16 protein-coding genes are annotated in these 22,390 nt (G+C 32.7%); 11 read left to right on the forward strand and 5 right to left on the reverse strand.

Annotated elements, in window-relative coordinates; genetic code table 11:
• The first annotated feature begins 91 nt into the window (after positions 1–91).
• Positions 92–1,006 carry an HPP family protein gene (locus tag DN392_RS22000; RefSeq protein WP_000994729.1) on the forward strand — a complete coding sequence of 305 codons (915 nt, stop codon included), beginning with the start codon at positions 92–94 and terminating at the stop codon, positions 1,004–1,006.
• Positions 1,007–1,077: 71 nt separating this feature from the next.
• Here DN392_RS22000 and DN392_RS22005 read toward each other — a convergent pair whose 3' ends face one another.
• Complete coding sequence (locus DN392_RS22005; RefSeq protein ID WP_000109312.1) at positions 1,078–1,785, reverse strand: alpha/beta fold hydrolase; 708 nt, start codon at positions 1,783–1,785, stop codon at positions 1,078–1,080.
• 142 nt (positions 1,786–1,927) lie between these two features.
• Between DN392_RS22005 and DN392_RS22010 the strand changes: the two genes are divergently transcribed.
• Entirely contained in the window at positions 1,928–2,800 is an 873-nt protein-coding gene (locus DN392_RS22010; RefSeq protein ID WP_001100318.1) for a LysR family transcriptional regulator, read from the forward strand.
• 58 nt (positions 2,801–2,858) lie between these two features.
• Here DN392_RS22010 and DN392_RS22015 read toward each other — a convergent pair whose 3' ends face one another.
• Together DN392_RS22015 and DN392_RS22020 are read right to left on the reverse strand one after the other, a co-directional pair.
• A complete protein-coding gene (locus tag DN392_RS22015; protein ID WP_241033905.1) occupies positions 2,859–3,587 on the reverse strand; it encodes an urease accessory protein UreH domain-containing protein in 729 nt (242 codons plus the stop codon).
• A 15-nt stretch (positions 3,588–3,602) separates the two neighbouring features.
• Positions 3,603–4,586, reverse strand: coding sequence for a F510_1955 family glycosylhydrolase (locus DN392_RS22020; protein WP_064056703.1), 984 nt, complete (start codon positions 4,584–4,586; stop codon positions 3,603–3,605).
• 219 nt (positions 4,587–4,805) lie between these two features.
• On the opposite strand from DN392_RS22020, the gene DN392_RS22025 reads away from it, so the two are divergent.
• Positions 4,806–6,089, forward strand: a complete 1,284-nt coding sequence (locus DN392_RS22025) for an aminopeptidase P family protein (protein ID WP_000648254.1) — start codon at positions 4,806–4,808, stop codon at positions 6,087–6,089.
• A 117-nt stretch (positions 6,090–6,206) separates the two neighbouring features.
• Entirely contained in the window at positions 6,207–7,862 is a 1,656-nt protein-coding gene (locus DN392_RS22030) for a multicopper oxidase family protein (protein ID WP_088321366.1), read from the forward strand.
• 51 nt (positions 7,863–7,913) lie between these two features.
• Here DN392_RS22030 and DN392_RS22035 read toward each other — a convergent pair whose 3' ends face one another.
• Positions 7,914–8,459 carry a hypothetical protein gene (locus tag DN392_RS22035; protein ID WP_000458503.1) on the reverse strand — a complete coding sequence of 182 codons (546 nt, stop codon included), beginning with the start codon at positions 8,457–8,459 and terminating at the stop codon, positions 7,914–7,916.
• A 332-nt stretch (positions 8,460–8,791) separates the two neighbouring features.
• Here DN392_RS22035 and topB point away from each other — a divergent pair, with 332 nt between their 5' ends.
• Entirely contained in the window at positions 8,792–10,936 is a 2,145-nt protein-coding gene (gene topB, locus DN392_RS22040) for a DNA topoisomerase III (RefSeq protein WP_000766780.1), read from the forward strand.
• Positions 10,937–11,120: 184 nt separating this feature from the next.
• On the opposite strand, the gene DN392_RS22045 is transcribed toward topB, so the two are convergent.
• Positions 11,121–11,612: a hypothetical protein gene (locus tag DN392_RS22045; RefSeq protein WP_000930863.1), complete on the reverse strand. Its 492-nt coding sequence runs from the start codon at positions 11,610–11,612 to the stop codon at positions 11,121–11,123.
• A 172-nt stretch (positions 11,613–11,784) separates the two neighbouring features.
• Here DN392_RS22045 and DN392_RS22050 point away from each other — a divergent pair, with 172 nt between their 5' ends.
• From DN392_RS22050 to DN392_RS22075, 6 genes are all read left to right on the forward strand, one after another.
• The gene (locus tag DN392_RS22050) at positions 11,785–12,441 is read left to right on the forward strand and encodes a TetR/AcrR family transcriptional regulator (protein ID WP_000692812.1); all 657 of its coding nucleotides are present in this window, start codon (positions 11,785–11,787) and stop codon (positions 12,439–12,441) included.
• Positions 12,434–13,165: an ATP-binding cassette domain-containing protein gene (locus DN392_RS22055; RefSeq protein WP_001083811.1), complete on the forward strand. Its 732-nt coding sequence runs from the start codon at positions 12,434–12,436 to the stop codon at positions 13,163–13,165. Before DN392_RS22050 ends, DN392_RS22055 begins: the two co-directional genes overlap by 8 nt.
• Entirely contained in the window at positions 13,158–13,856 is a 699-nt protein-coding gene (locus DN392_RS22060) for an ABC transporter permease (RefSeq protein ID WP_000481846.1), read from the forward strand. The genes DN392_RS22055 and DN392_RS22060 overlap by 8 nt, the downstream gene beginning before the upstream one ends.
• Before the next feature lie 16 nt (positions 13,857–13,872).
• Positions 13,873–14,550, forward strand: coding sequence for a DUF4097 family beta strand repeat-containing protein (locus DN392_RS22065; RefSeq protein ID WP_149238101.1), 678 nt, complete (start codon positions 13,873–13,875; stop codon positions 14,548–14,550).
• A 22-nt stretch (positions 14,551–14,572) separates the two neighbouring features.
• Positions 14,573–15,283 carry a thioesterase II family protein gene (locus tag DN392_RS22070; RefSeq protein ID WP_048566920.1) on the forward strand — a complete coding sequence of 237 codons (711 nt, stop codon included), beginning with the start codon at positions 14,573–14,575 and terminating at the stop codon, positions 15,281–15,283.
• Positions 15,284–15,314: 31 nt separating this feature from the next.
• Positions 15,315–22,390: non-ribosomal peptide synthetase (locus tag DN392_RS22075; RefSeq protein WP_149238102.1), on the forward strand; the 7,076-nt coding region annotated here is incomplete at its 3' end.

Raw genomic sequence — 22,390 nt, forward strand, 5'->3', positions numbered from 1 at the left:
TAGAAAAGATGTTAATATACAATACCTTAGTAGGGTATATAAAGTATTGTTTTACTTTATGAGAGTAATAAGCAAAAAGGAGTATGTAATAATGAATGCAGTAATTTCAAAGAAAGAAACAATTATCTCATATACGATTGCTATTTTATTTATTTTAGCTATGGTAACAGCTGGTGTGTTATTAAATGATCCGGAAGTCATTTTGCCAGAAATAGCTGCGATGGCAGTTGCTTTATGGGCATATCGTGAGCCAGGGTGGCTAAGACAACCTGATAAAATTTTTATTGCACCGTCAATAACGGCTGTGATAGGTTTTATGGTGAATCAAATGGATATAGCCTATTTAGGGAAAGTAAGCTTAACGCTTGTATTCATGATGCTGTTTTTACGTGTAATTCAATCCAATTTAGCACCATCAATTGCGACAGGTTTATTACCATTAGTAACAAATGCGACGGAATGGTCATTTGTTATCGCGGTATTTGCTTTAACATTTATTTTAATGATAGGTGTTCTTATATTTAAATTGAACAACGGTATTGAGCGAAAAGTGCAAATACAGTATAAATATATGACTGTATTTCTAATACTAAATTTCGTATGGATCAGTTTATGTTGGATAACTGGTTATGAACAATTAGCAGTTATTCCACCAATATTAGTTGTTGTGTATGAATCACTTCAAAAGCCGATGTACAATGAAAAAATGGCTTTTAAACAAATATTAGTATTAACTGCATCTGCAACTGTTGGAACGTTATTGTACTTTACGATTGATTCATGGATTGTAGTCACTTTATTAAATATGATATTAATGCTTATTTTATTAAAAATCGTTGGAGTACGTATTCCAGCAGCGTATGCATTTCCACTATTGCCGCTCGTATTTCCAGATGAAATGATAAAGATGTTACCAGTAGCTTCATTTGTTGCGGGAGTATTTTTATTTGGTGCAGTACTACTGTATAAAAAGTGGGAGATGAAGCAAAAGGGTATGCAAATGTAGAGAAGGAAATACAATCCTTAGTTAGCATAAAAAATAGACACCTGCGGGTGTCTATTTTCATTAAATGAAGTTTAGCTTAATTCATTTAAACAATTAACAAGTTCTGCCGCTTTAGAAAAGAATGGTGAATGATCAGCTTCCAAAGTAATTATTTTCGTGCAAGGGGTCTCTGTATTCATTCGGCGCTGAAAATCAATCGGAATCGCTCTATCTAGAGTTGTTTCGATATAAATACGATTTACAGTTCCAAAGTTCTCTTCTGATATTTTTAGCTCTTGTTGGAACGGTCCTAGTGGTTGAGGACGCATTTGATTAAAAGATGCTTCTTTAATAGAACCGTCTTCTGTAGCATTTAAAAATGTTTGTTCAATCAACTCTGGTATAAGTTCTGCAGTTAAGTCATTCTCATTTATAGAGAATTGTGGTCCGGTTTCTCCATTTAATTTACTACCAAGACTTTCTCCATTTTGTGGTAAGAATGCACAAAGATATACTAATTTATCGATTTTATTTGGTATAAGTTCAGCGGTTTGAGTGGTCACAATTCCACCCATACTATGTCCAACAAGAATAACTTTTTCATTTTGTTGATTTATAGTAGCTGTTACTGCATTAACATAAGAATCCAACGTTATATTTTGGGAGGGAGTCATATCTTTCCCGCTTCCAGGTAAGTCTAGTGTAATAACAGTGTGACCTAAAGCCTCTAGTTGAGGTTTTACTAATTCCCATGCCCATTCACCTTGCCATGCCCCATGTACTAAAACGTAAGTACTCATTTAATCAACACTCCTCTAATGTTTATATGTTTATTTTTTCGTAATATTGATGATGTATAATTAGTGTATATGAAGTGAGTTGATAAATATAATGAAGCTTATTTATAGATGATATAAATATTTTTTATATAAGGAGAACAGAATGAACGTTTTTGATTTTAAAGTTTTTAAATACGTGGCTCGTTTGAACAGCATTAGTTTAGCTGCTAAGGAATTACATATGACACAGCCGGCTATAACTCATATCATAAACAAATTAGAAAAACGATATGCTATCACATTATTTGATCGCTCTAGACAAGGAACTGTTTTAACTGAAAATGGAAAAGAATTTTTAATTTGTGTAGATCGACTTCTAATCGAGTATGAAAATCTTGAAGAAACAGCTTTAAAATTGAAGAATAATAACTTGTATAAGATTGTATTAGCTACTTATCCTTCAGTTACTGTATATTGTTTGGCTGAGTGTATCAAATTAGGTAATTTTGATCACAGTCAGTATGTGCTTGCAGTTCGAGAGGGAAGCTATCAGGAAGTTTTAGATTGGTTGTCTTCTGGAAGTGCAGATTTTTCTATTTCTATAAAAGAAAATTTAATACAAGGATTTCATTATGATGTCATTGGTGAAGATCCGTATGTTATGGTTTCTTCAAAGTTTGTTCCACCTAATCTTACTATTAAAGAGTTGAAAAATTATCCTTTTATTATGCCGCTTTCTGGTTGTAAAGAAGTACTTGAACCATATTTGACGAAAAATGAAATAGTAGTTAATAAAGTGATGGAATCAGAGACCATTAGTTCAGCATTAGCACTTGCTTTACAGGTTAACGGTATAACAATTGTTCCAGTATCAGGACTACATAAGCAAATTATTAATGATTTCATTGTGCAACCGATAGAAATTAGAATTCCACGACAACTTATTATGCAGTGGTCACCTAAAAAAGAGAATGATCCACTGTTTCTGGCGTTTGTTATGAATTTGCTAAGCCAACTACAACAAAAGAAAAAATGAATAAATAAAATGATCCAAAAGGTAACCTCATTTTACTGAAGCTTACCTTTTGGATGTATTACCAATATAGAGCAGTATCATAAAGTCCGATTAAAATGAGTAGGACACCGGCTATACGTTGAATGTTTTTTCCTATTTTTCGGCTCTTTTTCAGTAATGCTCCGTTTAATCCCAGGTAGAAGATGATGAACATAAGGACAACGATTGGTAGAGCAGTTCCTATTGAAAAGAATGTCGGAAACAAGTAACCATAATTAGATGATAAAGATAAAGGGATTAATGTTCCGAAAAATAGAACGAACATAGTCGGACAGAAAGCTAACGAAAAGAAAAATCCAAGTAAAAATGAGCTGACTTCACTTTGTTTTCGTATAAATTTGATAGGGAAGATGGTAGAGAAGAAATTACTACCTTTTATAATACCTGACAACATTAGCCCCATTAAAATTAATAAAGGTCCGATCATTTTCCTTAACCACGGGAAATACAAAGTTAATATTTGCTGAATCTCTTTTCCTAAGACCCATACTAATAGTCCAAGCGTTGTAAAAGCTATTATTTTTCCTGAAATGAATAACAATATATGTTTCCATGCATGTCCCTTTTGTAAAGATTGATTGCCATAAAGTGTAATAGCACTAATGTTTCCTGTTAATTGGCAAGGAGCAAGGGTACCTACTACGCCTAATAAAAACGCAAATAAAAGAGGTACTGATTTCGTAGCATTCGCGACATCCATTAAAGGAGACATGAGTTGATAGCTCCATTCACTAATTGTTGAAAACAAGTTATATTCACCCTTCTAATTAAATTGGAATGCTCCCTCTTTAGTAATCTGCTTCCACGTTTTACCCTCATCTGTAGAAAGGAACACATTTGCTTTCAGTGTAGCAAATACTATTTCAGATGAATTTTGAGGATTTTGTGATATGTACATAATTGCATCTTTAGAATCTAAAGATGGAGTTTGTATGTTTGTTTCTTCATTTGTAGCAATTGATTTCTTCGTTATCATTTGCTTATTGATAGGGGCGTAAAAAACATCTTCATTACTTAATGTAACTGCTGTCGATTCAAGTGATGTAGAGAATAGTTCAAATGTATTTCCGTAATCTGTAGATAAATATACACCGTCTTTAGCACTTACCGCGACTACACTAGATTGATCCGGATGTACTGAAAAGGAATGAATCGTACTTGAAAGACCTTTTAACTTACTATTTTTCCAATCTTGTCCGTTGTTCGTACTAAAATAAAAACCTTGTTGTAATTTAGAATTTGGACGCTCATTGTATAAATAAATTGCTTCCGTATTATATCCGACAGCAAGGTTATGAAAATCAGATTCTCCGTAAAAAGCTAGCTTTTCAAGGGTATTACCGCCATCAGAACTTTTCATTAATCCTAAAGGGTTTTTTAAATTTGCTCCTGGTTCAGGATGACCGCTGGCAAAGAATCCGTTCTTCGTTGCTTGAAATCCCATATAATCATGTAATCCAGTCTTAGTTTCAAGCCATTTTCCATTATGATAAACTTTTATCCCGCTATGAGTGGCGATAGAAACCCCAGGCATATTTCCTGCATAGCCAATTCCGTGAATGTGCTCGATTTTTCCAGATGTAATTTCTTTATAGAAGTCTTGCGGACTCGTATTTGCTGTTTCTATATTTTTTGACTCAGATTGCACCGTTTCTTTCTTTACGGGTGCTGTTTCGGTATTGCTAGAACATCCAGTAATTATGAATAAGGAAGTAATTGCTAACCCAGTTGCTACATAATGTTTCAAAGTTGTGGCTCCTTTCCTATATATGAGATTTTAAGTATATGGAATAAATGTCAAGAAATTGTGGAGTTGTATGCATAATGTAGATTAGAGGGGTACTAGTAAGGGGGATTTTCCTTTTTCTATGAGTACTATTAATTGACGAAAAATTGTAACAATAATAAAATGAATTGATTAGATAATTAGTTTTTTAATCATACATAGAACGCTAGGGGGATTATTATGAAAGCAACATTTTTTGCTCAAAATAGAGAACGATTAGTAAACACATTACCAGACGAATCTATTACTATTTTATTTGCGGGACAAGCACCTCATATGTCAGCGGATGCACATTATAAATTTGTGCCGAATCGGAATTTTTACTATGTAACAGGAATCGATGAACCAAATGTTATTTTCATGTTGAAGAAGGTTGGAAATAGTGTTGAAGAAACACTTTTTATTGAAAAGTCAGATCCAGTAATGGAAAAGTGGGTCGGTAAAACAGTTTCTAACGAAGAAGCAGAGAAAATTTCGGGTATAAAGAAAGTTGTATATTTAGATAGCTTTGAAAAGACAATGTCAAATATACTTTTTACAGAAAATGTGAAGCATCTATATTTAGATTTAGAGCGTCGTGAATGGAATGGTACAGAGACAAAAACATTAGCATTTGCTAAACATGTAAGAGAACAATATCCACACGTAACAATTGGTAATGTATATCCGAATATTTGTGAATTACGAGTGTTTAAAACAGAAGAAGAAATTGAAATTATGAAAGAGGCGATTGCTGTAACGAAAGACGGTATTTACAACGTACTTAAGCATGCAAAAGCAGACATGATGGAATATGAATTAGAAGCTCAGTTTGATTTCATACTAAAATCATCTGGCATTAAGCATCATGCTTTCAATACAATTTTGGCAAGTGGGAAAAATGCTACAGTTCTTCATTATGAAGATAATGATGCACAAATTCAAAATGGCGATTTAGTACTGCTAGATTTAGGCGCTCAAAAAAATTACTATAACGCTGATATTAGTTATACATTCCCGGCAAATGGAACATTCTCTAGTCGCCAAAAACAAATTTATAATATTGTATTAAAAGCATTGAAAGAAACAACAGAGATTATTAAGCCAGGCTTAAAGTTCGCTGCATTAAATGAGCATGCTAAAAAAGTACTTGCAGAAGGGTGTAAAGCAGTTGGTTTAATACAAGAAGATGAGGAACTGTCTAAATATTATTATCATGGTGTCAGCCATTTCCTTGGTTTAGATACGCATGATGTAGGGACATACAAAGATAGGGTGTTAGAAGAAGGCATGGTTATAACAATTGAACCTGGTCTTTATATTGAAGAAGAATCAATCGGCATTCGTATTGAAGATGATATTCTTGTAACGAAAGACGGACATGAAAACTTGTCAAAAGATATCATTAGAGAAGTTGAAGAGATTGAAGCGTTTATGAGAGAAAACAATGTAAATGTAAAAAAAGATGAAGTTGTTACGAAATAACCATTAGAAGAGGCGCTCAATTTTGGGCGTCTTTTTATTTAGCTCATTGTATATCTCCATATTTTCTTGAAAATCATTTTTTATAATGATTTTGAAAAAGAAAAAGGAGGGGTTTCCATGAAGAGATTTGTGTTAACAGCAGTTACAGTCTTTGTCATATCTTTAATTGCTGCATGTTCTTTGGCCACAAATACAACAAACGATCATAAAAATATGAATGATAAAAAAACTAAACAAACTGAAACGGCTACAAAACCATTGGAAATTGTTAAGGGACCAGAAGTTACTTTAATAGCGAAAGAAGAAAAGCAAAAATTAAGTAACGGTGTTATTGTTCCGGTCTGGACATTTAATGGCTCATCTCCTGGTCCAGAAATTCGGGTGAAAAAAGGTGAAAAGGTGAAAGTGACATTAAAAAATGAACTATCTGCACCGGTATCTATTCATTGGCATGGGTATCCTGTTCCAAATAACATGGATGGAATTCCAGGTGTGACGCAAGATGCGGTTGAACCTGGAAAAAGTTTCACCTATGAATTTGAAGCGAACGTACCAGGAACGTACTGGTATCACTCGCATCAAGATTCTGTAAATCAATTAGATAGAGGATTATATGGTGCTCTCGTTGTAGAAGATACAAATGAAAAGTATGATAAAGATTACACATTAATGTTAGATGAATGGATAACAGATAAAGAAGAGATTAATAAACAGTTAAAAGAAATGACAAAAGGAAAAACAGAAAAAGCAGACGGTAATAAATCTAGTAAGGATAATGAAAATGCGAAAAAGAATGATGATAAGAACAGCATGGATCATTCTGGTATAGACATGGACAGTGATAAAAAAGACCCTGGCAATATGGCAGGAATGGACCATAGAAATATGAAGATGGAAGGTCATGATATGAGTATGTATGATTTATTCACAATCAATGGAAAAAGCGGTGATTTAGTAGCGCCATTGAAAGTGAACAAGGGAGATAAAGTTCGTCTGCGACTCGTTAATGCTGGTTATTTATCACATGATATACATGTTCACGGTCATGATATAAAAGTAATTGCAACAGATGGTCAACCAATAAACGATCCAAAAGTTATAAAGGATCAAGTAATTCCAATCGCACCTGGTGAACGTTATGATATTGAATTTACTGCTAATAATCCTGGGAAATGGTATGTTGAAGACCATTCAGCAAATAAAGGTGCAAAAGGAATGAAAGCTGTTATTGAATATGATGGCAGCAAAGAGATGATAGATAAAGCAGATGAAAAAGAAAAATTATCGAAATTAGATATGACGAAATATGGTGCTAAAAAACTAGGTAGTTTCACGTTAAATCAGCAGTATACTGCCACATATAATATGGACTTAAATACGCAAATGAATGGAAATGAAATGGTATATACAATTAACGGAAAGGTATTTCCAGATATTGATCCAATTCCAGTGAAAAAGGGCGATTTAGTTAAAGTGAAATTGGTAAATCGTTCTAAAATGGACGATCATCCGATGCATTTACACGGTCACTTCTTCCAGGTGTTGAGTAAAGATGGAAAACCGATAGAAGGCTCTCCAATTGTGAAAGATACATTGAACTTAAAACCAGGAGAAGAATATGAAGTAGCCTTTGCAGCAGACAATCCGGGTGATTGGATGTTCCACTGTCATGATTTACACCATGCTTCCGCGGGGATGGTAACAGAAGTGAAATATACAGATTATAAATCTAACTATGTTCCCAACCCAAACATTCCTAATAAGCCAGAATAATATGAAGCAGTTATCCTATGGATAGCTGCTTATTCATTTTCGGTGCAAGAGTCAATGTATATGTTGATCATGCCCGGGGGAAGGTGGGGGAGTATGATCTGGGAATGTCACGAATACGGCAACGATAATTACCACACTAATTGAAAGTAATAATAAAAAACGCCTTTGGATAAAAGCAGAAAAAGTTTCTGATAAAAGTTGAATTATACATGACATAGTTATTGTTATCGTAAGTAAAAGGCTAATAAACAGTATACTATGAGCTTGTTGAGCGTTTAACATTTCTGTAATCATTGCTCCCATCATACTTGCCATTAATCCAGAGAACATCCCTTCTAAAGCAGTATATAGGTGAAAACGTAGACCGACTAAAAAACCGATACAACCACTAATTAATATAGCAAGCAAAGTAGAATAGAGTAATTCTCCTTTAAAAAGAATTCCTAAATAAAATCCGATACTTAAACCGATACTCATACTAAAAGACATAATAAATACCATATACTCCATTAGGGTACCGTTACGTTTAGAAATGTAAGATGTAATAAGAATCGAGATACAACAAAGTGTTAAGGTGGTTGCTGTGTAAGCGAACATTATGATACCTCCCTGTCCTATCATTCATTTCATCATATGTTCATATGGAGAGTTCTTATGCTTATTTATATCTGCATATTATCTGCACAATTTAATTAATGTGAGTAAGTAGGCTCCTGATTTTTTGGACGTCTTTTTAATTATGAGCATGTGAATGTAAGAGTTAAATGAAGAGTTTCTATTGTGAAGCCATAAAGAATAAGCGTATAATATTATAGTTATCCCATTATGGGGAGTAACCCGCGAATGATAAATAAGATTGTTGTTTTATCATCGCCTCTAAACAGATAGACAATGAAAGTAACACTGGAATACGGATAGGGAGTTATAAAATGAAATTAATTATTGCCGAGAAACCAGATCAAGGTTTGGCTCTTGTTTCACAGTTTAAATATCGCCGGAAAGATGGATATTTAGAAGTGGAAGCGAATGAGTTATTTCCAAATGGAGCGTACTGTACATGGGCAATTGGTCATTTGACGCAGTTATGTAATCCAGAACATTATCACGCAGAGTGGAAAAAATGGTCACTTAATACGTTACCGATGATTCCAGAGCGATTTCAATTTGAAGTAACAAAGTCGAAGTATAAACAGTTTAACGTTGTGAAACAGCTGTTACATAATCCTCAGGTAACAGAAATTATTCACGCGGGCGATGCCGGGCGTGAAGGGGAATTGATTGTACGAAACATTATTAATCTTTGTAACGTACAAAAGCCGATGAAACGTCTTTGGATTTCATCTTTAACGAAGCAAGCTATATATCAAGGATTTAAAAACTTGCTTGATGAATCAGATACTATCAATACGTACTATGAGGCGTATACAAGGTCATGTGCGGACTGGGTCGTTGGTATGAATGCATCGCGTGTCTTTAGTATTTTGCTAAAGAAAAAAGGAATGAACGATGTATTTTCAGCTGGACGTGTACAAACACCGACACTCGCATTAATTGTAAAGCGTGAAAAAGAAATAGAAAACTTTAAGTCGGAGCCGTTTTGGGAAGTGTTCGCAACCTTTAATATAGAAGGAAAGAAGTATGAGGGGAAATGGGAGAAGGATAGTGAATCCCGCTTAAAAGACCCTGATATGGCAAATAAAATTGCAGCATTTTGCCAAGGTAAACCGGCTGTAGTAAAAGAAATGAAAACGGAGCGTAAAGAGTTTCAGCCACCGTTTTTATTTAATTTATCAGCACTGCAAGCGACAGCTAATAAAGCTTTTAAATTTTCACCGAAAAAGACGCTTGATATAACACAAGCACTATATCAAAAAGGGATAGTTTCTTATCCGCGTTCGGATTCTAACTATGTTACACAAGGAGAGGCAGCGACGTTCCCTGATATTTTACAGAAGTTAAGTCAGTTTGATGAATATAAAGGTTTATTACCGGCTCCGGTTGAATCAATTATGAATAATAAGCGTTATGTGAATGAAAAGAAAGTAACAGATCACTATGCCATTATTCCGACAGAGCAAGTTACAAATCCAAGCAAACTATCAGGTGATGAAAAGAAAATTTACGATATGATCGTAAGAAGACTGATTGCGGCGCATTATGAAGTTGCAATCTTTGACTACACAACGATTACAACTCTTGTAGACGAACGTGCTGAATTCATTTCAAAAGGAAAACAGCAAATACAAGAAGGTTGGCGTAAAGTTATTTTCCAAGACGATAAAGATGACGAAACGATTCTTCCAATTGTAGCTGAAGGTGAACAAGGAAAAGTTGTAAAGGTGAAAGTGAAAGAAGGAAAAACACAGCCACCGAAGCGTTATACAGAAGGTCAACTTATTACCTTAATGAAAACGGCAGGTAAGTATTTAGAGAACGAAGAGCTTGAGAAAGTATTAAAGAAAACAGAAGGTTTAGGTACAGAGGCAACTCGCGCTGGAATTATTACGATGCTGAAAGACCGTAAATATATAGATGTGCAGAAAAACCAAGTGTATGCAACCGATAAAGGGAAAGTATTAATTACCGCAATCGGTGATAAAATACTGGCTTCACCAGAAATGACAGCGAAATGGGAGCAGCGCCTTGCGGAAATTGGGGAAGGTACAGCATCACCAGCTACATTTATGGAACAAACGAAAAAGCTATCAGCGAAAATTATTGAAGATGCAGTGGAAATGTCGGAGAAGTGGGATTTCACTGGATTACATGTTGAATCGATTGAGCGAAAAGGATCGAAATTTACAACTGGTAAAAAGGTTGGTAGTTGTAAAAAATGTGATGGCGACGTGATTGATAAGTCAACGTTTTACGGTTGTTCTAACTACAATACAACGCAATGTGATTTTACCATCTCGAAGAAAATATTAAGTAAAACAATTTCACAAAAGAATATGACAAAGCTCTTAAAAGGTGAAAAGACCGATTTAATTAAAGGCTTTAAAAAAGGCGAGAAAACGTTTGATGCGATGTTAGAGTGGAAAGAAAATAAGATTAATTTTGTGTTTGAGAATTAAGTGATTTCAACAAATAAAAGCTTTTGTAACAGGTAAGGTTTGGGGAAATATGGATAGAGAAGAAAAAGCATGACAATTTTATGTCATGCTTTTTTATTTTATAATTACAAAATTTTGTGTACTAATATTAAAAAGGAAGGACTTTAATGTGACATTTCGAAAATTCCTTATTCTTGATTATATTCTATAAAGACTTAAGTTTTCCTCGTGCCCTGTACGTACACCGAAGATACTTAAAAAATTTGTCATGATTTTTTGGGAAATAGAAAATCCAAGGTTTAAATAGCAATACCGGTTCTGCGGGTGGCTTAATAACATTTATCGATGCTGCATTGCTTATATACTTGATTAAATCGTCTGAAGGATTTATACATGTTAAAAAATTGAATTGTTTAAGATTATTTGGATCTCCGTTGTTAATGCCTATTACAATTAAGGAATTCAAGGACCAAGCTTGATTGGATTGTGTAAAACCGGAAACCGAAAGAGGCCCATAAGCTTGTAAAAGCGTCTGCCAATCCCCCAAAACCCAATCAAAGTTGTTTATTCCTTCTAATTCAACTGTCCCTATTAGTTCCTTGTAGGTATTATCGTATAAACTTGAATAAAGTCCTATATTGTTGATGTAAAGTTCCTTAAACTTTTGGTCCAATGAATCCATGATATCATTTAACATTCTGCTCATCCAACTGAGGAAAAGAAATCATTATGAAATTGATTCAAGTGAAGAAGAAAATATTTTCGGAAAATTAAAAAGTTTCATATCTTAATCTATTGACATCCAAATATTGTAATGCTAATCTAAACATACCGACGTCCTGTATGTTTAGATTAGAAGAGGTGTTTAAATGAAAATTAAAGATTCAAAGCAAACAATTGAAAAAATATTAACGGTGTCAGCAACGCTGTTTAGTGAGAAGGGATTTGATAAAACGAGTATACAAGATATTGTTGATTCTATTGGAATGTCACGTGGTGCTATTTTTCATCATTTTAAGTCGAAAGAAGATATATTAGATGCAGTTATAGAACGACATTTAAATTATACTTACGAGATGTTGGAGCAATTAGCTAACAGCGTTGATTCAGTAAATAGTAGGGATAAGCTGATAAAAATCTTAGAGATACTTATATCAGACAAGAATATTCATACGATTGATAGTGTTCTAAATGTCCAAATTAAAAATCCACAGTTTGTTATTCAAAGAATAAAAAAAGGTGTAACAAAAGAAGCGTTAATTTTTAAAGAAATTATAGAACAAGGGATAGCTGATGGATCAATTGAAACTGAATATCCTAATGAATGTGCAGAAGTTTTTATGTTTTTGATAAATATTTGGACGAATCCAGTTCTATTTAATCGTAAAAAAACAGAAACAATTAGGCGGCTGATTTTTATGCAATATATGATGAGGCAACTAGGTGTTGATATTGTGAGTGACAAATTAATAGAATCACTTATGGAGAATTATCCGAATGTAGAAGATGGTGATATAGATGAATAGTTTTGCGGTAAAAATAGATAAATTGGTAAAAACATTTGCTGGTTCAGAGGTGATTAAAGGCAGCGCAATGACGGTGAAAGCCAATACCATATATGGATTCTTAGGTGCCAATGGTGCAGGGAAAACAACAGTGTTTAAAATTTTATCAGGATTATTGGTTCCTACATCTGGGAAGGTTGAAATTTTTGGAATGGATATAACGAAAAATCGCGAGTTGATATTAAAAAATATAGGAACTTTAATTGAAGTCCCAGTATTTTATGAGCATTTATCAGCAACTGAGAATTTAAAATTTCATTTAGCATATATGAATGTGGAAGGATTTGGAGTTTCTGAAGTCTTAGAAATGGTAGGCCTTACTCAAACGGGCGACCAACCAGTTTCTAAATTTTCATTAGGAATGCGACAAAGATTAGCAATAGCACGTTCGTTCATTCATAAACCTAAGCTTTTAATTTTGGATGAGCCAGTAAATGGACTAGATCCACTTGGAATTCAAGAAATGAGGGTGTTATTTAAAAATTTATCTAAAAATTACGGGATGACCATTCTTATTTCAAGCCATATTCTTAGTGAACTTGAACATATTGTAGATTCAATTGGAGTCATTGTAAATGGAGTGGTTGTAGAAGAAGCACTTTTAGAAGAAGTAAAGACAAAATCTCCGAAAGGATTAGAAGAATATTTCTTTAAAATTATGTCGGGAGGAAAAGTATGTGTTTAATATAATACAACTTGAAATTAGAAAAAATAAAATAAATACGTTTATTTTGGCGAGTGTTATTTCTAGTATTGGTTTACTTGCTTTTATCTATTTTATTGCATTTGTTGCACAACAAACGAATGAAGTTCAATTTCAGAACTATACTAATATCTATAAATTTACTACTTTAATGGGGATGATTGTTTTTTCATGTATATCATCTGTAATGTATACTCGCTTTATTATTGAAGAATATAAAGGTAAACAAATGACATTGTTATTTTCTTATCCTATTAATCGAAAGAAAGTTTTATTTGCAAAGTTACTTATTGTACTTGGTTTTACTACGGTGTCTATGATTATTTGCACTGCTATACCTATCATTATTTTTAGTTTAACAGAAAAAATTTCTCCTATTGTTCCAGACACTCTTTCACAGCAAGATATTTTTTCTACATTGTTAATGATTGTAATTACTGCTTTTATAACAAGTATGGTAGCCCTTATTGCTATGAGAATAGGTTTTATTAAAAAATCAGTTCCAATTACAATTATTTCTGCTTTCGGATTAATTGCACTTTTAGGGAATACTGTGGCATCTGGCTATGATAAGCCTATGTTAGGTGTCATTATATTAGTAATAATTGCTGCTATTGGAATCTTAGTTGCTCTTGAATTGATGCAGAGAGTAAATCGGATGGAAATAGATTAATTGAGGAGGAAAACTAATGGATAATTACCAGGAAATAGTTGAATTGAATGGGAGACGTAAAATAGAGATTCATATTAAAGGAGGAATTATTTTTTGTCATGCAATAAAAGAAACAAAATTAGTTATAAATGGATCGTTAGGACGGCATTGTAAGGGAATGGAAATAAATCAACTATCGAATTGTTTAATTTTAAAACAAAAAGTTCGCTTTACTCCAATTCTTATGGTTGGATTTCCTAAATCGGTTTATTTAGACATAGGTATTCCAGAGGATATGATCGATTATCTAGTTATTAATCAAGATATTGGTGAACTGACCCTTGAGGGACTGCGAGGTGAAAAAATAGAAGCTAAAACGAAGGCTGCAAAGTTGAATGTAAAAGATGTCTTATGTGATTCTTTAGATTTAAAGGTTGGCAGTCGTCCGGCAGATATTCAATTATTAAGAAAAATTCGACATACTAATGTACAGTCTATTTCAGGGAAAATTAAACTAGAGATGGCTGAAGTAGGTGGGGATTTGAATTGTTCACCTGGTGCAGCAGGGGCTTATATTAAGATTCCACCCAGGGCAAATGTACAAATAAATAAAAGTGGGATTAGAAAGTGTGCAGTAAAGGCTAGATTATCAGGAGAGCAACTTTATCAATTCAATTTAAAAGCAAATTTAGGAGAGATAAGAGTTGTAAATTAACAAAGAAAAAAGGGGGGAGAGTATGGAAAAAATTAAGTTGTTTTGTCTGCCATATGCAGGTGGATCAGCATCTATGTATTATCAACTAAAAGGATATATGCATAAAATAGTAGATGTAATCCCAATTGAATATTCAGGGCATGGAGAACGTATTTCAGAAAATTATTATGCGAGTTTCAAAAATATGGTAGACGATATAGCAAGTAAGATAATTGATTATTTGGATGATGATCCGTTTTCTATTTTAGGTTATAGTATGGGAAGTTTAGTAGCTTTTGAAGTTTACTATGAAATACTTAAGCGTACAGGGAGAAAGCCACTTCATCTTTATTTTGTAGCAAATGGTCCTCCGGAAGAAAAAGATAATAATTTAAAAGTATCTAATATGTCATCTGATAGAGTAGTTGAAAATATAAGAAGTCTAGATGGTTATGATTTTTTGTTAGAAGATAAAGAACTATTAGATTTGTGTGTGAAAAATTTTGAAGTTGATTTTAAACTATATAAAGAATATAAATACACTAAAAAAGAAGAAAAATGTTTGTCTAACATATCAATTATTTATTCTGAGGAAGATAATGTAGATGATAATATTTTTAAATGGGCAAAGTATACTGCAAGATTTTGTAATTATAAAAAAATGAAGGGGAATCATTTCTTTATTAATACTCATATAAAAGAATTGGCAAAAGAAATAAATGATACGTTATTAATGGAACTTAAGTACTTATAAACAAATATTATTTAATTTTAGGTGGGAGAATATGCTGAAAAATAATGCGGATGTCAAATTTCAAAAAGATGGTAATTTTAGGGAGAAGGCAATAGAAACTTTTTTATTTGATGAACATGTGTATCAATCAATTGTAAATTTTTGTGATAAAAATAATGTTAAACTACTACAATTTTTTTCTGCATTATGGGCTTTTCAAACTGGTAAGTCGATGGGGAACGATATTGTAACCATAGGTAACTTTGATATTGAGAATTCATTTAATTATAAAAGTTATGAGATAAATATGGAGCAAACAATTATAGACTTAATTAATAGCAAAAAGGATAAATCTTCTACAAAATTAACTGAATTGAATTTTGGGAATTTTGGATATAATGATTTTTCAGGTGTAGTTTTATACCAGTTGGAAAAAAACAGAAATTCAGTCAACAAAGGGGACTTTCAATTAGAAATTGGTTTGCAGCAAACAGAGGGTAAACTGAAGATAGTTTATAATTTTGATACAGATTCTATTAGTAGTATGATGCTAAAGCTTTTACATAATAGAATAGAAATGATATGTAAACAAGTTATGTCAAGGCAAGCAATCTTACTAAAAGATATAGAAATATTACATGAATTAGAAAAACAACAAGTTTTAATAAAATATAATGAAACGTATTCTGAATATCCAAACAATAAAACAATCATTGAATTGTTTGAGGAGCAAGTAAATAAAACCCCTAATGCTATCGCTATAGAATTTGCAGGACAAGAACTAACTTATCAACAGTTCAACGCTAGAACTAACTATTTAGGTAAGTTACTGAGAGAGAAGGGGGTAGGACCTGATAAGATTGTAGCTATAATAACAGATAGATCGATTGAAATGATCTTGGGGATTTTTGCAGTCTTAAAAGCTGGAGGTGCTTATTTACCTATAGATCCTTCTCAACCAATTGATAGGATAAATTATATTCTTGAAGATAGTGGTACAGATATTTTGTTATCAGGGCATGGTGCTGACAATGTAATTAATAATATTATTAACAATGTAGCTATTATCGACTTAATTGGTTGTAAGGAAGAGATAGCAACGAATCTAGAACATATATCAAAACAAAATCATTTGGCTTACGTCATATATACATCAGGTACTACTGGGAATCCTAAAGGGGTTATGGTCGAAAACAGGAATTTAATGAATTTAATTTATTGGATGCTTAAAGATGACTTTAATGAAACAGAAGTGATTATGCAAAAAACAACATATGCATTTGATTTATCGATTTGGGAAATGTTCTTATGGTGTATAAGAGGTGCAAAATTATTTCTTTTGCCTAAAGAGGATGAGAGAGATTTTCAAAAAATTGCAGAGAAAATCAAGAAGCATAATGTTACGAGATTATCCTTTGTACCATCAGTATTAGAGGAATTCCTTTTTTATACAGATGTGAATAAATTGACTTCACTAAAAAGAATACAGTTATCAGGTGAGGCGCTTCCTATAGAACTAGCAAATAAATATAATGAAAACTATTGTGTTGGCGCAAATCTTGTAAATTCATACGGTCCAACTGAAACGACAGTATTTGCTACTTCACATATGGTTCCGATAAATGAGAAACAAAAAGGAATTCATATAGGAAAGCCTATCGCAAACACCCAAATATATATTATGAATAACGAACACCTTTGTGGTGTTGGGATGGTTGGTGAAATATATATTGGTGGTGAAGGAGTAACGAGAGGTTATTTAAATAAACCTCAGCTTACAGCGGAAAAATTTGTAGAGAATCCGTTTAAACCTGGAGATACAGTATATAGAACAGGTGACTTAGGTCGTTGGTTAGAAAGTGGAGATATTGAATACTTAGGTAGAATTGATGATCAAGTAAAAGTAAGGGGATACCGAATAGAGCTTGGGGAAATAAAAACAAAAATAAGAGAAATTGAAGGTATTCAAAATGCTGCAGTTGTACTGAAAGAACTAGATGGCGAAAAATATTTATGTGGTTATATAGTTGCTGACAGAAAGATGAATGTAAAGAAAGTAAAAGTTCAATTAGAAAAAAATTTACCAGAATATATGATTCCAACATATATTATCCAAATGGAAAGTTTGCCGGTAACAAGAAATGGGAAATTGGATAAGAATGTCCTACCAAATCCCAAACATATTTCTTATGAGAAATATGTTGCACCAAGAGATGAAACGGAACGATATATTTCAGGGATATTTCAAGAAATCTTAAGGGTAAATCGAGTGGGAATTGATGACAGTTTCTTTGAACTGGGAGGGCATTCTCTAAGAGCGATAAGACTTGTGAATATGCTTGAACAAAAGTATGGGACACGGATTCCTCTACGAAAAATTTTAGAAAATAGTACAGTGCGAAAGCTAAGCGAAGAAGTAAAGAGGGATGCAAATCGAGAACAGCATGTACCGATTAAAAAACAACCTGAAAAAAATTACTATGAAATGAGTTCGGCGCAAAAAAGGTTGTATGTAATTGATCAGATGCAAGAACCGAATATTACATATAATATTCCACTAATGATTAAATTTGATGAGAAGATTAATACTAAGCAGCTATATAATGCGTTAACTAAACTTACAGAACGGCACGAATTATTAAGAACGCATTTTGAGCAGATAAATAATAAATTTATTCAGGTTGTAGAAGATCGAGTAGAAATCGATTTTAGTCATATAGAGGAAAAAAATACAGAAATATTAAATGTTTATAAGAAGTTTATCAAGCCTTTTGATTTAAAAAAGGCACCTTTGATGAGAACGATGGTTATTGAAACTGAAAAAAATGAAAGCATTCTATTAATTGATATCCATCATATTATTTATGATGAGGGGTCAGCTCAAATATTATTAAATGATTTAGCTAACTTTTATAACGGAAAAAAATTACTAGAACTTAATATTCAGTATAAGGACTATAGTGTATGGGAGAATGCTAGAGATTTAAATGAGCAAAAGCAATATTGGTTAAATGAGTTTTCTGATGAAATACCTTTACTTAATTTGAAAACTGATTTTCCGAGGCCGCAGTATCAAAGTTATTCTGGGAAAAGAGCTATTACAAAACTAAGCAAACATATAAAAGAATTAGTAAGAGGCGTTCAAGTAAAAACAGGTGCTACGGAATATATGATTGTATTGTCTACTTTTATGTTGTTGCTTAACCGGTATAGTCGACAAGAAGAAATTGTAATAGGTAGTCCAGTAGCTGGAAGGACTCATGTAGATACTCAAGATATATTAGGGATGTTCGTAAATACATTGGCTATTAAAGGTAATTTACATCCTGGTATGAAATATATTGAGTTAATACAACAACTCAAAGAAAAATGTTTAAGAGCACTTGAAAATCAAGATTATCCATTTGAAGAATTAGTAGAGAATATAAGGGTCGAAAGAGATGCATCAAGAAACCCTATTTTTGATGTTATGTTTGTGTTGCAAAATAATGAATCTACCGAGCTAACATTTGGAAAACAAAAAGCACAAGCAATAGAAATGGATAATAACACGGCAAAATTTGATTTAACAGTTAGTATGACGGAAAGTGAAGATGGGTATGAGCTCATTTGGGAATATAGCACGGATTTATTTAAAGATGAAACGATTGAACGTATGAGCCAACATTTTTCACAGTTATTGACTAATACTTTGAAAAATCCACAAAAGGAACTATGTGAATTTGAGTTGTTGAGTGAGGAAGAGCGACAAAAAGTACTAATTGAATTTAATGATACAGAGGTTACATACTCTCAAGATAAAACGATTATTGAGTTATTCGAAGAGCAAGTGGAGAGAACGCCTGATAATATAGCATTAGAATTTGGACAAATATCTCTTACTTATAGAGAACTTAATTCTAAAGCTAATTATTTAGGAGAGGTGTTGAGAAAAACAGGGGTGAAACCAGACTCTGTTGTGGGAATAACTTCAGAAAGATCTCTGGAAATGGTTATCGGAATATACGGAATTTTAAAATCTGGAGCAGCATATTTACCAATTGATCCAAAGAGTCCAAGAAACAGAATGGAATTCATAATTGAAGATTCTAATATTAAAATAATGTTAGGTGGTCCTGGTAGTAAGGACTTGTTAAATGGTTTATCTGATATTGTGATTGTTGATATTACAGAATGTAATGAAGAAAGAGAAAGTAACTTAAAGGTGACATCAAAACCGAATCATTTAGCGTATGTAATTTATACGTCTGGGACTACAGGTATGCCTAAAGGAGTAATGATTGAAAATAGAAATATTGTCAATCAAGTATTTTGGCAAATAGAGAACGGTAATTACACTGAAAAATCAGTTATTGTTCAGAAAACAGCATTTTTCTTCGATGGTTCAGCTTGGGAAATTTTCCCTTGTTCAGTAGCTGGATGTAAACTGAGCATACTTAATGAGGATCAAAATAAGGATCCAGGGGAACTTATAAAGTTTTTACCTCATAATCAGATAGCTCTCACACCATCAATGTTGAGGATGATATTAGAATATATAGAGGACCATGATCAAGCTGAGGTATTTCAATTAATTAATAAATTATATTTAGCTGCAGAGCCAATATCAAAAGATTTATTGGAAAGATTAAGAGAATTGATGGGGGGAAGATTCGGTAACTTATGTAATTTGTATGGACCTACAGAAACTACAGTTACTGCAACTTCTTATCATTTTAGTAATCAGGCAAATATAGAAAAAGTTCCAATTGGAAAGCCAATATCTAATACACAAGTTTATATAATGAATGGAAATACCTTATGTGGAATTGGAGTACCAGGCGAATTATGTATAGCGGGAGCAGGTGTATCGAGAGGTTATTTAAATAATCCTATGTTAACTGCTGAAAAATTTGTAGAAAACCCGTATAAACTAGGAGAGAAAATTTATCGTACTGGAGATTTAGCTTGTTGGCTAGAGGATGGTAATATTGAATATTTAGGTAGAATTGACGATCAAGTTAAGATTAGAGGATTTAGAATTGAACTTGGAGAGATTGAGGAGAAAATAAGAACTCTACCAGGAATCCAAGATGCTGTTGTAGTTGTAAAAGAAAATAATGATGAAAAATATTTGTGTGGTTATTTAGTGTGTAAAGCAGAATGGAATGTTTCTGAAATTAAAATGAAACTTAAAAGTATGTTACCTGATTATATGGTACCAACATACATTATGCAGATAGATAAGCTTCCAATTACTAGAAATGGGAAGCTGGATAAGAAGGCGTTACCATGCCCTGAATTTGTATTAGCAGAAAATTACGTCGCGCCAAGAAATAAAATTGAATCAGCTATTATAGAAATGTATAAAGAAATTTTGCATATAGAACAAGTTGGAATAGATAATGATTTCTTCGAATTAGGTGGGCATTCATTAAAAGCGACAGTTTTAGTGAATAGTATAGAACGAAAATTTGGAATGAGAATTCCATTACGTAAAGTAATGGAATTAAAAACTGTTCGGAATTTAGCTGAAGAAATTAAAGAGGTGGATGGATATAAACTATATTCGCCAATTGAAAAGCAAGTAGATCGTCATAGTTTTGAACTGACTTCAGCTCAAAAAAGGCTGTACATCATTGATCAAATGCAAGGGGAAAATATTATTTATAATACCCCTCAAATTTTAGAAGTGAATGGTTACCTTGATTTGAATAGGTTGGAAAAGGCATTTCAAAAGTTGATACAACGTCATGATATTTTAAGAACTCATTTTATTATGGAAAATGGAACACCAATTCAAAAAATAACTGACAGTATTGAATTTTTGTTAGAGTTTGAAGTGATAAATAAGGAACTAGATATTCAGCAATTATTAAATGAATTTGTAGAACCATTTAACTTAAGTGAATCGCCATTATTAAGAGCAAAAGTTGTACAGATTACAGAAAATAAATCAATTTTAATAATTGATATTCATCATATTATTTGTGATGGAGTTTCAAAGAAGACTCTATTGGGAGATTTATCGAAGTTCTATGAAGGGAAATATTTAGCAACTCCAGAAATTCAATATAAAGACTATAGTGTATGGGAAAATAATAGGGAATTGTTTGGACAAAAGAATTATTGGTTAAATGAATTCGCAGAAGAAATACCGGTACTTGATTTAATTACAGATAATCCAAGAACTCAGAAGAAAAGTTTTAAAGGACAAAATATTATAACTAAATTAGGACTAAAATATAAGAATGCTATAAAACAGCTAGAAAAAGAAACAGGGGCAACAGAATATATGGTATTGTTGTCAACCTTCATGTTATTCCTAAGTAGATATAGCAGACAAGAAGAGATTGTTGTGGGAAGTCCTATATCTGGCAGAACTCACTCGGATACAATTGATATGCTGGGTATGTTTGTAAATACTTTGGCGATTAAAGGGAATATACAATCTTCACAAAGATTTATAGATTTGGTGGCACAATTACGAGAAAAATGCTTAAATGCGTTTGATAATCAAGAATATCCATTTGAAGAGTTAGTAGATCAACTTAGTGTTGAAGGGGATCCTTCTCGAAATCCAATTTTTGATGTCATGTTTGCATTTCAAAATAATGAGAATGAAAAGATAACATTTGGAGAAGCTGATGTTGTTTTATTGCCAACACCAAATAATGTATCAAAGTTTGACTTAACAATGAACATTGAAGGTATTGAAGATGGATATGAGTTGAATTGGGAGTATTGTACGGACTTATTTAAAGAAAAAACAATTGCTCGTATGAATGAACAATTTGTCCAATTATTGAAAAATGTTTTGAAAGACCCACAAAAGAAACTGTGTGAAATTGAATTGTTAACTGATACAGAAAAAGAAAAAGTTATTTATGAATTCAATAGGACACATATTGAATATCAAAACGATAAGACGATTATTGAAAGATTTGAGGAACAGGTGGAAAAAACTCCAGATAAAATAGCTGTAGAATATGAAGGGGAGAGCCTTACCTATAGACAATTGAATGCAAAGGCAAACACCATTGGGAAAAATTTAAGAGACAAGGGAGTACATACAGAATCCATTGTCGGAATTGTAACAAAGCGTTCGCTAGAAATGATTGTTGGGATTTATGGTGTACTAAAAGCAGG

It is taken from the genome of Bacillus sp. BB51/4 (assembly GCF_008368845.1).
Classification (GTDB): Bacteria; Bacillota; Bacilli; order Bacillales; family Bacillaceae_G; genus Bacillus_A; species Bacillus_A wiedmannii.